General features: G+C 35.4%; 2 protein-coding genes. Both read right to left on the bottom strand.

Annotation, left to right across the window (positions count from 1 at the left end; genetic code table 11):
* Window positions 1-7 precede the first annotated feature (7 nt).
* Window positions 8-1,339 (bottom strand): MFS transporter, encoded by a 1,332-nt coding sequence (locus tag NNL09_RS11525; protein ID WP_196910729.1) that lies wholly within the window; start codon window positions 1,337-1,339, stop codon window positions 8-10.
* 122 nt (window positions 1,340-1,461) lie between these two features.
* Complete coding sequence (locus tag NNL09_RS11520; protein WP_254514245.1) at window positions 1,462-18,321, bottom strand: non-ribosomal peptide synthetase; 16,860 nt, start codon at window positions 18,319-18,321, stop codon at window positions 1,462-1,464.
* Between the last annotated feature and the right edge of the window lie 159 nt (window positions 18,322-18,480).

The raw sequence follows: 18,480 nt of genomic DNA, 5'->3' as shown, positions 1-18,480 counted from the left end.
TAAAGCATCACTTTATACTAGGAGAATTAATATGTGCTGCATTTTTATTATGTTCTGATGGGTCTTTTACTTCTTTTTTAAGTTTTTCTTGATATATAGTATCTAGATTTCTTATCCTTTTATTTCTTTGAAACAAGTAGGAAACTATTGTTAACATCACTCCAGATATGGTAAAAATTAGGATGATGGCAATTGTAATTGTGGTTCCCGGAAAATGATTCGAAAATTCGTGAGAAACATCAGAAACAATATTGCTTAGATAATCTACAAAGACCCCTGATAGCATATAAGATAATGGCTCTGAAGTCCCAATGACTAATCCAACAAATCCTGATAATCTTCCTAACATTTTTGTTGGAACTACAGCTTGAAAAAAAGCATTATTCATAATATCGGAAATGGTAAACAAAAGAACAGCCAGCATTCCTCCAATAGCCAAAACATAGAGATTAACATTAATCCATAAGCAACCAAGAATGACACCTAACAGGATATTAACATTGAAAATAGTTCTAATAGGGTGTTCGATCTTTTTACTCATACTCATTACTCCTCCCCCTATCAAAGTACCAATTCCTACTACTGATAATACCAAACCTAAATAATACTCATTTGAAAAATCCAATATCAGAGGTGTAAATAGTACTTTAATCAGTCCTATTAAAAAACCTATTATAAAGAAAAAGCCTAGTAACGATCTTAGTCCTTTTCGTTCTTTTAGAAATTCTTTCACTAATTTCCAGTCCTTTCTAAAATTGAATTCTTCTTCTGTTTTTGAAACAACAACAAATCGTATCATCAAAAAAGCAAGAATCGAGATCAAAAAAGTGATGATATCAATCATAAATATGCGTTCCATACCGATCATTTTGAATAATACCGGAGAAACTACAGGTACACCAATACTTATGGCAGCATAAATTGCGGTTGACACTCCTTGCGCCTTTATCAGTCTATCTTTTGATACTAATGCCGTTGTAGCGACATAAAAAGCACTAAAAACAAACATACTGGCTATAGAACCTATTCCCGACACTATCATAATATGCCAGGGTTGTAAATGTTCGAAATAAAAAAGTGACATCAGTATAATACTACCTATACCTGTTACAATCTGTCCATAAATGATTATTTTCTTTTTACTCCATCTATCTACAAAACTGCCAATAAATGGTGCTAAAAGAACAGCAGGAGCTGCTTCAAAAAACCATATCATAGAATATGAAGTAATTGTTCCCTCTGGTTGTTTCAACACCCAGATACTTAAAGCAAAATCGGTTAAATCGGTACCTAATAATGAAATCATTATCAGACCTACATATAAAAAGTATTTCTTCATTAGTTATCTACTACTATTGGAAAGTTTTCTGGGTATGGAAGGTTAAAAATTACATCATTTCAATTTTGACCTCTTTTTTGAAAAAAAGGGGCTAGTGATGTTAGGATCATTAGTATTTTTAATTATATCATTTGATCGGCTACTTCTACTATATTACTGATTTTAAGGAACTCTGAAATTTCTTTTGCATGAGTTTCTTCTAGTATTGTGGTATGTACAGCTGGTATCCCATGTACTATGACCTTCTTACCTGTATATTGTTGTAATCCATAATCAAATTCTGTTTCATCATTATTGATCATTTCCATTTCTGAATTCGCCAATATTTTTGGAACATACATTGCTCTGAATAATGTAATTTGAGTATCCAGTTTTTGACCGAGATTCGGTACATATCTATAAGTCGAATTGCTGTAAAGAACTTCTAATTGCCCTTTAATATCATCATCACTTACAGAAAATTCTGAGCCCTTGGCCAGTTCACAAATCACATCGATCTGCTCGGGTATAGATTTACCTTCTAGTGCTAGCTTTGACCTGGTTAACTCTGAATCGAAGATTTCTCTTAACTCATCTACTTCTTCATAAAGTAATTCGCGGAATCTTTGTGCTTCATCTATTTGTTCATATATCTCATCACTTACTTCATGAATTTTGGCATCAATCATCAATAACTCCTCAACCTCAAACCCTTTATTTCTTAATTGCAATGCCATTTCGAGGGCTACAGCTCCTCCAAAAGAATAACCTCCTAGTCGATATGGGCCAGAAGGGTCTACTTCTTGCATCGCTGTAATAAACGTTTCTGCCATAGCTTCTACAGATTCAGATGTTTTTGATTTCCCGTCTAATCCCGGGCATTGAAATGCATACATTGGTTGATCATCTCCAAGTGCTTTGGACAATTGTAAATAAGAACCTACAGTACCTGCTGCCGGAGGGGCAAAAAATATTGGTTTCTTATTTCCTTTTCCTTGTAAGGTTACCATGACCTTATACGTAAAAAAGTCTGCAGAAGACATTTTCTGAACGAACTTTGAAATGGTAGAGTTTTCGAATATAACAGAAACACTCAGTGATGTATTCAATAACAAATTAATGCGAGATATTAATTGTATTGCCAAGATAGAATGCCCCCCTAAAGCAAAGAAATCGTCATGTACACTAATTCCTTCTATATCTAATAACTCTTCCCATAGGGCAACTAATTGTACCTCTGTATCGTTTCGCGGAGCCACATACTCTGCTTTGGATATATCAGAAACTTCTGGACTTGGTAAAGCTTTTTTATCAATTTTACCGTTTCTGTTCATCGGCAATACATCCATAGAAACCCATAACCCAGGTATCATATATTCTGGAAGCCTTTCTTTTAGATAATCATTGATATCTCGAGTATCATAATTTTCCTGAGTAACCACATAGCCAATTAAACTTCTGGTATCGATTGTACTACCTCTTACTACTACGCAACAATGCTGGATCTCTTCTTTTTCTAGGAGTACTCTTTCGATCTCACTTAACTCTATACGATATCCTCTAATTTTTACCTGATCATCTTTTCTTCCCATAAACTCGATATTGCCATCTGCTAACCATCGGGCTAAATCTCCGGTTTTATACAATCGTTCACCATTTACAAAAGGATGATCTACAAATTTTTCATTTGTTAATTCTTCACGGTTAAGGTATCCTCTTGCCAATCCTGGCCCTCCTACACATAGTTCTCCGGGAACACCAACAGGCACCAAATTCATATCCGAATCTAAAATGTAAACATTTGCATTCGTTATCGGTTTTCCTATAGGAACACTACCTCCTGTGATATTTCCTTCAAAAGTTGTAGCACAAATACTGGTTTCTGTTGGGCCATAAGCATTTATGTATGTATAGGATTTAGAAAAGTCCTTAGCAACTTCTAATGGTATAGTTTCTCCTGCTGTTACCAAGGTTTTTATGGTTGGAAGACTATCACTTTCTAATAATTGTAAAAAAGCAGGTGGCAATGTGGCAAATGTTACCTCATGTTCTTTCATAAATTTTGTAAAAGAAATAGTATCTGCTTTTTCTTCTTCTGATGGTATATGTAAACTAGCACCTCCCAGAAGAGAAATGTAAATCTCCCATACAGAAGCATCAAAAAACGGATTTGCAAACTGAAGGCAATGATCATCAGAAGTAATCGCAAATGCATCAATCTGAGAACATATAGTATTGACAATACCTCGATGTTCGATCATCACTCCTTTTGGTTTTCCGGTACTACCAGAAGTATAAATCAAATACGCTAAATCATCGGATGTTACAGAATAATCAGGGTTTTGCAGATATGACGCTTCTTGAGACAAATCATCTAACTCTATATCAATTGAAAAAACCGGCACATTAAGTTCTATACTATCGAATAGTTTTTCTGAAGTTATGATTAACACTTTTAGCCGTGTATCTTCAATAATGAATGTTTTTCGCGAAGCAGGATATTCTACATCAATTGGAACATAAGCCGCTCCTGCTTTCATAACTCCCAGCATTGAAATAACAGACCAGTCAGAACGGTTTAATTGTATTCCTACCAAATCACCAGAATTCAACTCATAGTTCTCTCGTAGATGACGTGCCAAACGATTTGATTTCTCATTTAAGTTTTTATAGGTTAACTTTCTATCTTCAAACACTACTGCAATTGCTTCTGGTGTTTTGACAGCTTGCTTTTCGAATAACGAAACTAATGTACTATCCTCACCATAAGAAACCGAAGTGGTATTAGACATACTAAATACATCTAACAGTTTTGAAGATTCCTTATCTGTTAGCATAGTTAAACTTGCTATACCAGATGATGGAGATACTAATACACTCTGTATTAACTCCTTGTAATGTAATGCCATTCTTTGTACCGTTTCTTTGGCAAACAACGCAATACTATACTCAAAATTAAAGTAAAGACCGTCTCCTGACTCCACTGCATTTAAGGATATATCCAATGGAGAAAACTCTGCATCGTACTCATATGAATTGATTTCTAAATTTTCGAGATGTAAATCTTCTGATTCGGGAGTATTTTCTAGCATAAATTTTACCTGAAATAGAGGAGGTATACTCATATCCCGGGTTTTCACAACACGATCCACAATTCTTTCGAAAGGTACTAGTTGATTGTCATACCCCTCGAGTGTTGTTGATTTTATTTGCTGTAATAGCTCTCTAAACTCAGGGTTATCACTTAGATCACTTCTAAGCACTAATGTATTGATAAAGAAACCTATCAATCCTTCTAATTCTGCCTGTGTTCGGTTTGCAATAGGCGTTCCTATACAAATATCATCTTGTCCACTATATTTATAAAGCAATACTTTGAAAACAGATAGTAAGAACATAAACAGGGTTACTCCTTCTTCGTTACAAAATTCTTTTATTGCTTCGGTTGTTTTTGAATCCAATTCAAAGTTAACAGATGCTCCTTCAACACTTTGAACTGAAGGGCGGTCATAATCTGTAGGCAATAATAAAGGCGAAACTCCCTGAAGTCTGGTTTCCCAAAACGATAATTGTTGCTCTAAGATGTCACCTTCTATATATTCTCGTTGCCATATCGCATAGTCTGCATATTGTATTGGTAACTCAGGTAAAGTAAATGATTGGCCTTTTTGTAATGCACTATATATATGAGTAAACTCATTTATCAAAATACCCTGAGACCATCCATCACTAGCTATATGGTGAAGAACTCCGCAGAATACATAATCATTTTTATCTAATTGATATAAACTGGCTCTAAACATATAATCGGCTGCCATATCAAATGGGGTATCGATAAATGATTCTAGTTTTTCAAGAATCGTCTCCTCATTTTCTACCGAAACTAAATCCATAGACCAATCAGATGCCGATACTATTTTTTGGTACCCTACTCCTTCTTCAGGATGAATTACAGAGCGTAAAACTTCGTGACGAGAAATTACTTCTCGAATAGCATTTTCTAATATCGAAGTATCCAGATCTCCTGTGAAACGAAGCGTAAATGGAATATGATATTCTATACTTCCTTGTAATTGATCCAAGAACCATAATCGTTCCTGACTAAATGATAATGGGATCTTCCTACTGTTATCTCTGCGAACAATTTCTGGCAGTATACTTCTGCCTCGGGATTGAGAATCTACATACTCTGATAAATCTGATAATATCGGATATTCAAAAACGTCAATAATTGCTATTTCAATATTCAATTTTTTTCGAATCATTGATACCAAACGAGTTGCCAATAAAGAATGTCCTCCCAAAGAGAAAAAATCATCCTTTATTCCTACTCGTTCTACCTCTAATAACTCTTTCCAGATGGCAGCTAACTGAATTTCCATTTCTTTTTGGGGTTCGATATAATTAGCTGCGGCAATATCGATCAGTTCAGGATCAGGTAATGCTTTTTTATCAATTTTACCATTATCTGTAAGAGGCATCTTTTCAAGAACAACCCAAAGGCCAGGAATCATATAGCCAGGTAATTTCTGTAATAATGAAGCCTGTAATCTATCTTTGTCAAAATTATTTTCACTAACTACATATCCCACCAAACGATGATTTCCTTCAGAATCTGGCCTTGATAACACACAACATTCTAGAATATCCATTTCCTGGCTTAAAACATTCTCTATCTCACCTAATTCAATACGATATCCTCTAATCTTAATCTGATCATCTTTTCGCCCTATAAACTCAATATTTCCATCGGGCAACCACTTCGCCAGGTCTCCGGTTCTATACAAACGTTCTCCTTCTACAAATGGATTGGATATAAATTTTTCTTGTGTTAGTTCTTCCTTATTCAGGTAGCCTCTTGCCAATCCATTACCTCCAACACACAATTCTCCTATTACTCCAACCGGTAACAGTTGTTGTAAACCATCTAATATATAGATTTGGGTGTTGTCTATAGGCTTTCCAATGGGTACAGACAGTAAAGAAGTATCATATGTACTAACTTCCATAACAGAACAACCTACGGTAGTCTCGGTTGGGCCATATTCGTTATACACTTTAACCGAACTATCTAGTGGTCCTAACAGATCTATATGCGATCCTTTTAAAGCTTCTCCACCTATAATAATACGTTTCAAGTGAGAATGCTCTATATTCTCAAAAAATGATAAATGAGATGGTGTTAATTTAATAGAAGTAATTTCTTTAGTCTTCAAAATCGAGGGTAAAGATTCTATAGCTTCTTTTTGATATATAAATAAAGTACCTCCTGTTAGCAAACTGAGAAAAACACTGGTTTGTGTTAAATCAAAAGCCAAAGAGGTAAATAATGGAAAATTATGACTCCCCATTTCTGATTGGTACGCTGATAAACCATATAACACATAGTTAGCTATATTACAATGTTCTATCATAACTCCCTTGGGCTTACCTGTACTCCCTGAAGTATAAATAATATATGCTAAATCTTTTGAAGCAGGTATAAAAGAAGGATTGGTCAATAATTCTGTGTCCCCAAGTAGTTCTTCTAATTCTACATCTATCGAAAATACACTTACATTAAACTCTATACTATCAAAAAGATGTTCAGAGTCGGTAATCAAAACCTTAGGGGCACTATCCTCTACGATATATGATTTTCGAGATGTTGGATAACTGGTATCAATAGGAACATAGGCTGCACCAGCTTTTAATACTCCTAAAATTGAAATCACAGCCCAATCGGATCGATCTAATAAAATACCAACGATATCATTTGCTTTAAGGCTATACGTATCCCTTAAATGAAATGCCAAACGATTGGATTGCTCATTGAGTTCTTTATAAGTTAGTTGTTTATCTTCAGAGATTAAAGCAACAGCCTCTGGAGTCTTATTGACTTGCTCTTCGAATAGGCTTGCAATGGTTTTGTTATTATCATAAGGAACATTGGTAGTATTAAATGTATTTACCAATTGAGATATCTCTTCTTTTCTCAATATAGAAAGGCTTCCGATTTTCTCTGATGGATTAGCTACAATGTTATGCAATAGTTCTTGATAGTGCATCAACATACGTTCTACAGTCTCTTTCTTAAATAAAGCTGTGCAATACTCTACATTAAATGAAATGCCGGTAACTTCTTCTGTTATATTAATGGTTAAATCAAATTGTGAAGTATTCCCTTCATATTCAAAAGACGACAGGCTTACACCGTGTATCGTTAAATCCGTTTCTGTCCGCATATTTTCTAGCGTAAACAGCACCTGAAATAATGGGTTCATACTCATATCCCTGGTTTTGACTACCCGATCTACTACTTTTTCAAAAGGAGCTAATTGATGGTCATATCCTTCTAGCGTTGTACTCTTTACCTCTTGTAGCAATTCAGTAAAACTTAAAGTATCTTTTAGATTACTACGTAATGCCAGTGTATTGACAAAAAACCCGATCATATTTTCTAACTCTGATTGAGTCCTGTTAGCGATAGGAGTTCCTACACAAATATCAGACTGGCCGCTATACTTGTACAGTAAAACTTTGAAAGCCGATAACATCATCATAAACAATGTAACTTCTTCTTGCTTACATAGTCCTGATATTAAACCACTTAAATTTTCATCTAATTCAAAGTTAAATGTTGCTCCTTCTGTACTCTGAACCGACGGACGAGCATAATCTGTTGGCAGTGCTAAAGGTGTAACTCCCTGCAACTTATCTTCCCAATAAGACAATTGTTGCTCTAATATCTCACCTTCTATATAGTTACGTTGCCAAATCGCATAATCAGAGTATTGTAATGATAATTCTGGTAAAGCCATCTCACGATTCTCCTGATATATACTATACAGCTCTGCAAACTCTGCTATCAATATATCTTCAGACCATGCATCACTGGCAATATGGTGGAAAACTCCGGCCAGGACATAACGATCAGAGCCCAGATCATATACACAGGCTCTAAATTTATAGTCCTTCTCCAAATCAAATGGGATAGTCAAATAGGATGCTATCGAACTTTCTAGTGAAGCATCTGATTGATCCATATCCTGATCTAGTTTCCAATCATCGGCTCCTACTATTTGCTGATAACCAATACCTTCTTCAGAATGAATCATAGTTCGCAATACCTCATGACGAGATACAATAGTTCTAAAACAAGTTTCTAATATGTCTATATCCAGGCTACCTGATAATCGTAGCACTATTGGGATATGATATGCAATACTACCCTCTAACTGATCCAAAAACCATAAACGTTCCTGGCTAAATGATAAAGGAATACGATCCGGACGTTGTTGAACAACAATTTCGGGTAGTAAAACACCTATTTCTTGTCGTTTTAAATGAAGTGCCAATTCATGTATATTGGTATACTCAAAAATATCACGAATAGAAACTTCGATATTCAACTCCTTACGAATTAGGGAAACTAATCTTGTTACCAATAAAGAATGTCCTCCCAATTCAAAGAAATTATCATATACCCCTATGCGTTCTACTCCTAAAAGTTCTTGCCAAATGTTAACTAACTGTTCTTCCAGTTCATTACCGGGAGCAGTGTATTCCTGGGTTGATAATTCTAGATTATCAGGATTAGGTAACGATTTCTTATCTATCTTACCATTAGGCGTTAAAGGCATTTTTTCTAATTCCACCCAAATACGCGGAATCATATACTCGGGTATGCTTTCTTTTAAATACGCTTCTATAGCCTGTTTATCCAGGCTTTCTTTTAAAACAACATAGCTTACAAGACGATTATTTCCGTGCGCATCCGTTTTAGCTAAAACACAACAATTTATAACAGCTTTATAAGATGCTAATACATTCTCAATTTCTCCCAACTCGATACGATATCCTCGAATTTTAACCTGAGTATCTCCTCTACCAATAAATTCTACATTTCCATCGGGTAACCAACGGGCTAAATCTCCTGTACGATACATTAAAGTGTCTTCTACAAATGGATTTGAAACAAATTTCTCTTTTGTCTGTTCTTCTTTATGTAAATATCCTTTTGCCAGACCTGATCCTCCGATATATAGTTCTCCTATAACACCTATTGGTAATACATTTCTATTGGAATCCAAAATGTAAAAATGAGTATTACCCATAGGTTTACCAATAGGAACATTAGTCAAGTTATGTAGGCTTTTTAGATCTTCAGCCTCATAATAAGAATTATCAATTGTGGCTTCTGTAACTCCATAACTATTTATAATTCTTACTTGTTTTCCAAATCGACTTTCTAAACGGCAAAAATCTACAGAAGTGCAAACATCAGATCCTAAAATAAAGAGTTTAAGCCACTCAAAATCTAATTCATTATCATAGATATGATCCATTAATGGGATTCCTAACGAAGGTGTTAGTTCCATTATATTGATCTGATGGGCAGACATTAGTTTATAAAGTTCCTGAAGATCAAAACGAATAGCAGCGGGGCAAATAATCATCTGCCCTCCAAATAATAAACTACGACAAAGATCTCCGGTAAATACATCAAAAGAAAAGCTGGCCATTTGTAATAAACGAGTATTCTCATCCAAATCGTACTCTTTTTGCCAACTCAATGATACATTGTACAGGCTGAAATGAGTTATAGCAACTCCTTTTGGTTTACCTGTTGTTCCAGAAGTATAAATCACATACGCCAAATGTTTGGGAGTCAATTTTATCCCGGGTGTTGTAGTGATCTCTTTGGCAATTAATTCATGATCTCGATCTAATAATATACATTTTATCTCCTCATTAATATCTAATTGCTTTATGTCTGAAGTAGTACTTATTATAAGGTCAAGCTTAGCGTCTTCTATGATGTAAGAAATTCGAGTCAAAGGATATTCCGGGTCAATTGGGATATAAGCATTTCCTGATTTTAAAACTCCTAAGACACCAACTATCATTTCTATAGAGCGAGATATACACACTCCGATCAAAGTATTCTGAGAAATGTTTTGGTTACATATATAATGAGCTAATTGATTTGATTTTTCATTCAATTCTCTATAGGTAATCTTTTTGTTTTGGTAAACAACTGCTACTGCATCCGGAGTCTGTTGAGCTTGTGTTTCGAATATATCAAGAATAGTTTCATTCTGAAGATTATCAATATCTGTAGCATTAAAACTATTTAATAACTGTAGTTCTTCGGTTGCCAAAATACTTAAACTACTTACCTCAACATTATTTGGACATTCAATCTCCTCAAGAAGCTTTATTAATGCTGTTTCCATGTAAGAGATAACCCGATCCGGATCAATCCCATCTACACATGCTGTTAAGCCAAAGTCAACTCCGTAATCATCGATACTCAAATCAAATGGATAATTTGTACGTTCTTTGTCAACCTGAAGTGTTATCCCTAAATCAATATCTATGTTGTCTGATATAGATTGTGGTTCTGAATGGCGATAATTTAATAATGCACTAAACAAAGGTGTATCATTAGAAACACCGCTCCAATGTTGAATATTAGATAATGGTGTTTGCTCATAAGGCATTAAACCTTGTAACTCTTGTTTTACATGATCTAAATATTCTGACACACTACGATCTAAGTGTAGTATCATCGGGAGTGTATTGATAAACAATCCTAATGACTGATCTGCTCCTAATGATCCCTGAAGTCGTCCTGAAAACAAAGTCCCAAAAACAGCATACTCTTTATTACTACATCTACCTATTACAATCCCCCATGCAGCATGAAAAATTACGGCTGGGCTTATTTTTAATTTGCGGGATAGTAAACGAACTTGAGCAGATATATCTGAAGAAAGCATCTTAGTTGCTTCCTGTATTCCGCTACCATCTCCCAACGTATCAGACAAACCAAAAGGAAAAGTAGACTCTGTGATATCTCCTAAACGTGAACGGAAATAAGACTCACTGTCATTAGTCGCTTGCTGATGTAAAACATGTGCTATAAAATCTCGATATAAAACCGGTTGGGTATAATTAACAGTCTCACCGGATAAGTACATTTTAATCTCCTCTATTATCTTCTCTAAACCAACATGATCTATTATAACATGATGTTGTTTAAACAATAAGAAAAAACGACCATTACTTGTATCATCAGCAGTTTGCAACTGTAACAATGGCCCTTTTGACAAATCCATCCAGTGCTTACCAGAATCAATTATTGATTCCAGCTCTTCTTTTACGTTTTGTGATGAAGGAAAAGATAATTCTGATACTTGAAGCTTAACTTCCCTTAAAACTACCTGAACAGCATGAGGCAATCCATTGCTCAAAATACAAGTTCGAAGTACATCATGACGGGTAATCACATAGCGGAATGCTTCTATAAATTGTGAACGTTTATCTAAACTATCAAAAGACAATAAATTAAATAATATGTAAGGGTCCCCATTGCTCTGATCACTTATCAAATGATGAAAATACATCCCTTCCTGTAATGGAGAAAGTGGATACATATCCTGGATATTAGAAACTCCTTCTTCAATATGATCTACAACAATATCCAACTCCTCCTGGCTAAAATCCAGTAATGGAACCAAATCGGGGGTAATCTTCTCGCAATCTGTTGTGATACCATTGACAGGAATCTCATAATCCGGGGAAGCAACTCCTAATTGTAACGCTAATGTTCCAATAGTAGGATTAGCAAAAATATCACGAACTCCTGCCTGAAGCCCCTGATCTTTTAATCTGGAGATTAATTTTACTACGAGTAACGAATGTCCTCCCAATTCAAAGAAATTATCATACACTCCTATCTTGTCTATACCCAGTAAGTCCTTCCAAATCACAGCTAATTGTTCTTCTACCTCATTGCGGGGAGCAACATATTCTCTTGTGGACAACAAAGAGATATCAGGGACAGGGAGTCTTTTCTTATCAATCTTACCATTGCTGGTTAAAGGTATTTCTTCTAATTCAATCCATAATTGAGGAACCATATACTCTGGTAATCCAGAGCTTAATTTCTGTTGTAATTCTTCCTTAACCAACTCACCTTCTACAACAACATATCCTACCAGACGTTTACTACCATTAGTGTCTTCCTTAGCTAGTACACAGCAACTCTGAATGCCGTCTACAGAAGACAGTACGCTTTCTATCTCCTCTAATTCTATACGATAGCCTCTAATTTTAACCTGATTATCCTTACGCCCAATGAATTCTATATTTCCACCAGGTAACCATCGGACTAAATCCCCTGTTCTATATAAACGCTCTCCCGGTTTAAAAGGATGAACTACAAATTTCTCTTCTGTTAAGTTTTCTCGTTTCAAATACCCTTTGGCTAAACCTGTCCCTCCAATACATAACTCGCCAACTACACCCATTGGAGCTAATTCCATATTGGTATCTAAAACATAGAGGCTTGTATTGGAAATCGGGCCTCCAATAGGAATGGTCCCTGCATTATCGGGAATATCACAAATAGGATAACAAGTTGCATATACAGTAGTTTCGGTCGGACCATATACATGAAGCAGTCTTCCTTCGCCCAAAGCTGATGCTATTTTTCTTGTTGGGCCAACAGAAACCTTTTCGCCTCCAAATAATAATATTCTCAAACTAGACAATCTTGACAAGTCATAATCTGCAAAAGAATTAAACAATGCCGTAGTTATAAAAACTACGCTTAGTTGGTTTTTACTAATAACCTGAGTTAAAGCATCAACATCAGAAGCTATAGAACCTGGGATCAAATACAATGATGCACCATTTAAAAGGCTTCCAAAAATCTCATATGTAGAACCATCAAAAGCATAATTCGACCATTGCAATACCCGATCTGATGTATGGATAGCAATTGAACTCTCTTTATCATTGATAAGCGTTATTACATTTTCGTCACTAATCACTATACCCTTGGGAGTACCAGTTGTTCCAGAAGTATACATGATGTAAGTATCAGATGCTATACTTCTTTTTGAATTATATGTCTCAATAGAATGTTCTAAAGATTTTTGGACATTCAAAAAAGTATATTCATCCGAAGGTAATTCTTTTAATAAAGAAGAGTCACTATAAATAATGTAGTTTACCTCAGCATCTTTTAAAATAAAATCCAAGCGATTCGATGGTAAAGAAGTATCGAGAGGAACATAGATAGATCCTGATTTTAGAATACCTATCATACTTATCACCATATCCACTCCTCTCTCATATAAAAGCCCTAATCGAGATTTTTCCTGCACTCCTTCTAACCGTAAGTAATGTGCTAATTGATTAGATCTTTCGTCTAGTTCTTTGTATGTTACCTTAACATCTTCATCAACAATAGCAACGGCATCTGGGTTTTTTTCGACCTGTTCTTTAAACAAATCAATAATGCTCTTATCATGCGGATATGCTACTACAGTATCATTAAATTTATATAGCAATTCTTCTCTTTCCTGATCTGTTATCATGGACAGCGCTTGAACAGGCAACGTAATATCTTTGACAATACTATTCAGTAACTCTTTATAGTGAACTAACATACGAGCAACTGTATCTTTATCAAACAAAGCTGTGCAATATGTCATGCTTAATGAAATACCTCCCTGCTCTTCTATTGCAGTCAAAGTCAAATCAAATTGAGAAGTTGTTTCTTCAAGATCATAAGGAGAAGTTCTTATATTATCCAAGTCAGAATCTCTTACCTCGGGTGTATTTTGTAATGTAAACATCACCTGAAACAAAGGACTCATACTCATGTCACGAGTAGCTATAATTTTATCAACCACTTCCTCAAAAGGAGCTAATTGATGATCATACGCATCTAATGTTGTTTCTTTTACGCTCCCTAAAACTTCCTTAAAACTAGGATTCCCTCCCAAATCACTGCGAAGTGCCAGTGTATTAACAAAGAAACCAATCATATTTTCTAACTCAGATTGAATACGATTGGCGATAGGACTACCTACACAAATATCTTCCTGACCACTATAACGGGATAACAACACCTTGAAAGCGGATAACAAAACCATATATAAGGTAGCTCCCTCATCTGTACAAAGCTCTGATAGCATGCTACTCAAATCAGCATTCAACGTAAGTGAAACACTGCTCCCTTCATAACTTTGTATCGAAGGTCGTGCATAATCCGTAGGTAATGATAAAGGAGTAACTCCTCCCAGTTTATCCTCCCAATACGATAATTGATCTTCTAAAATATCACCTTCGATAAACTTACGTTGCCAAATCGAATAATCTGAATATTGTAAAGGCAATTCTGATAAGGTTGTCGAACCTCCTTCCTGAAGAGCTTTATAAGTCTCCAGAAATTCGCGTATCAAAATACTTTGAGACCAACCATCACTAGCAATATGATGAAAAACTCCTGCAAGTACATAAGTCGAATCTCCCAAATCATATACACAAGCCCTAAACATATAATCCGATGACAGATCAAAAGGAAGCGCTATAAATGCAGCGATCTTATCATCTATAATTGTCTTATCTCCGATTATCTCTCTAGTTAATACCCAATCATCTGATGCAATCACTTTTTGATATCCTACTCCATCCTCAGCATAAAGTACAGTACGTAATACCTCATGACGTGAAATAATACTTCGTAAAGAAGCCTCTAAAATAACTATATCTAATTGCCCTTCTAAACGTAAAACCGCTGGAATATGATAGGCAATACTACCTTCTAACTTATCGATAAACCACAGTCGCTCCTGACTAAATGATAATGGAATACGTTCTGGCTTATCCTGTGAGATAATCGTAGGTAAAACAGTCCTTTCTGATACCTCTGATAAATGAAGCCCTAAACCAGATATCGTAGGATATGCAAATATATCACGAATAGCAATCTCGACAGATAACTCCTTGCGGATCATAGCAACCAATCGTGTTGCTAATAATGAATGTCCTCCCAACTCAAAGAAATTATCAAACACACCAATCTTATCAACTCCTAATAACTCCTGCCAAACAACTACCAATTGTTCTTCAACCTCTGTACGTGGAGCAACATACTCCTGTACTGATAATTGTGATGTATCTATACCCGGTAAATTCTTCTTGTCAATCTTACCATTGCTGGTCAATGGCATCGATTCCAAATCAACCCATAACCGGGGAACCATATACTCTGGTAACATCGCTTGTAAATCCTGTTGCAGTTCTTCCTTCACTAACTCTCCCTCTACAACAACATAACCTACTAAACGTTTACCCCCATTATCATCATCAAGAGCTAATACACAACAACTCTGAACAGTATCAATACCAGATAACACACTCTCGATCTCGCCTAATTCTATACGATAGCCACGGATCTTGACCTGGGTATCCTTACGACCTATAAACTCTATAGTACCATCTGATAACCAGCGGGCCAAATCTCCTGTCTTATATAAACGCTCTCCCGATTTAAATGGATGAGCAATAAATTTCTCTTCTGTTAATTCCTCTCGATTCAAATAGCCACGAGCCAAACCTGAACCACTAATACATAGCTCTCCAACTATACCTATAGGCAATAGATCATCAACAGAATTTAAAATATAAACCTCGGTATTGGAAATCGGAACTCCGATTGGGACACGATTTTCTATTACCCCAGAGAATGTAGTGGCACAAATACTACTTTCTGTAGGACCATATGCATTAATATAGGTACGTCCTTCAGAAAATGCCTTTGCCAAATCTACAGATATAGATTCCCCTGCTGTAATAAGAGTACGTACACTAGATAGGGAATCAATAGATAATACTTGCAAAAATGCTGGGGGTAAAGTAGCAACCGTAATCGAATGTTCTTTGACAAAATTTCCAAAAGAAGTTACATCTGACTTATCTTCCTCATTTACGATATATAATGAAGCTCCTCCAAGCAGTGAGATGAAAGTTTCCCATACAGAAGCATCAAAAGAAGAACTGGCAAATTGAAGGCACCGGTCATCTTTTGTAATTGAAAAAGCCAATATCTGTGAACAAATAGTATTGACAATACTACGATGCTCAATCATAACTCCTTTGGGAAGACCAGTACTCCCTGATGTATAAATAACATATGCCAAATGTTCTGGATTAGAATTTTCGGGTATTGCACTGATATCCAACTGCTCGATAACATCCCAGTACTCATCTAATAAAACTTTGCTTAATTTTTCTCTTTCACTAAAAACAGATACAATATCACTTGTAGTTAATACCATATCAATAGCTGCATCATCAAGCATATAATCAATACGACTCAAAGGGTAATTTGGATCAATCGGCACATATGCTGCTCCTGCTTTTAAAATCCCTAAAATACCAACGACCATTTCTATAGAACGCTCTACGCAAATTCCTATTAATTCTTCTGGCTTGGTTTTCTGATCAAGAAGGTAACGTGCTAATTGATTAGAACGATCATCCAGTTCTTTAAATGTCAGGTTTTTTCCTTCAAAAAATACAGCTTTCCCTTCTGGGTGTTTTTCTACCTGAGATTCAAACAAGGTTACTAATGTCTGTCCTGATGGGTATACAACTTTGGTATCATTAAAACTATGAAGTATTGTTTCTCGTTCTTTTGATTCTAACAAGGATATGGAATGAATGGGAACTTTACTGTTTTGAACCGCTCTTTGTAGTAACTCCTGATAATGAACTAACAAACGTTCTATCGTAGCGCTATCAAATAAAGCTGTACAATACTCTACCTGTAATGAAATGTCGGAATCATTCTCTAAAACATTAAAGGTAATATCATATTGAGAGGTAGTTTCTTTGTGTTCATACGTAGAAATCGCAATCTCTTCTAAGGATAAATCCGTTTGTTCTGGGGTGTTTTGTAACACAAACAATACCTGAAACAGTGGACTCATACTCATGTCGCGTGTGGATACAACACGATCAACGACACGTTCAAAAGAAACCAATTGATGGTCATAAGCATTCAGTGTTGTTTCTTTAACTCTGGAAACAACTTCTTCAAAACTTGGATTACCTGTCAGGTCGCTTCGTAACGCCAAGGTATTTACAAAAAACCCAATCATATCTTCTAACTCTGATTGCGTACGATTTGCAATAGGAGTACCTATACAAATATCCTCTTGACCACTATATCGAGACAACAATACTTTTAAGCCTGACAGTAAGGTCATGAATAAAGTAACTTTTTCTTTCTGACAAAAATCCTGTAAAGAACGACATAGGTCGACATCCAATGTAGTGGTTATACTTGCACCTTCATAACTCTGAATTGATGGTCGCAGATAATCGGTAGGTAATGATAAAGGAGTAACATCTTTCAATTTCTCTTCCCAATACGAAAGTTCTCCTTCTATTGTTTTGTTTACAATAGGTGATCGTTGCCATACTGCATAATCCGCATATTGTAATGATAATTCTGGCAATACAGGGGTTCTATTCTTTTGTGATGCACTGTACAACTCTATAAATTCATTGATAAACACTCCTTCTGACCAACCATCACTGGCAATATGATGAAAAACCCCTACGAACACATAAAGATCTTCACTCAAATCATACACAACAGATCTAAACTTGTAATCCTTTGATAAATCAAAAGGGAGCTCGATAAAAGAAGTTATTTCCTTTTCAATATCTTTTTCACCTTCTATTACATTTTTTTCTAAAGTCCAATGATCTTCAGAAATCACATTTTGGTAACCTATTCCTTCTTCTGAATAAATAACCGTTCGTAATATCTCGTGGCGAGCAATAATTGTTTTTAACGAACTCTCTAATACATCCAAGTCTAATGCTCCTTGTAGCTTTAAAACTACAGGTATGTGGTAAGCTCTATTGCCTTGTAATTGATCCAAAAACCATAAGCGCTCCTGACTAAATGACAAAGGAACTTTGTTGATAGCATCTCGATCGTAAGGTTTAATTTTTAAAGCATTTCCCTTCTTTTCTCCTTGATACTTCTCTATATATTGAATAATTGATTCTTTATTATCTTTAATTTTTTGAAGTAAATCAGCATCAATTGGATTTATGGATTTAACAGTTAGTGCCCCCTTATTTACTACTAATTTTATGTTATTTTTATTTGCTTCTTTTAAAATATTTAAAACTTCTCGTTTCATCGTTTATATTTTATTGTTTTAAAGGTCAGGTAGAATTTGCCAATAATCATGTAACTCCGTTTTCATATGATTTACAGAGTTATCGAAACTTTGTTTTGATTGATCTTGGACTTAATAGTATAGCTCATTTATAGCTAAAGTCATTGCTGCTTTATCGTC

The organism is Aquimarina sp. EL_43, from assembly GCF_943422735.1.
Lineage (GTDB): Bacteria > Bacteroidota > Bacteroidia > Flavobacteriales > Flavobacteriaceae > Aquimarina > Aquimarina megaterium.
Note: the sequence above shows the minus strand (reverse complement) of the source record. Positions and strands in the feature narration are given on the sequence as shown.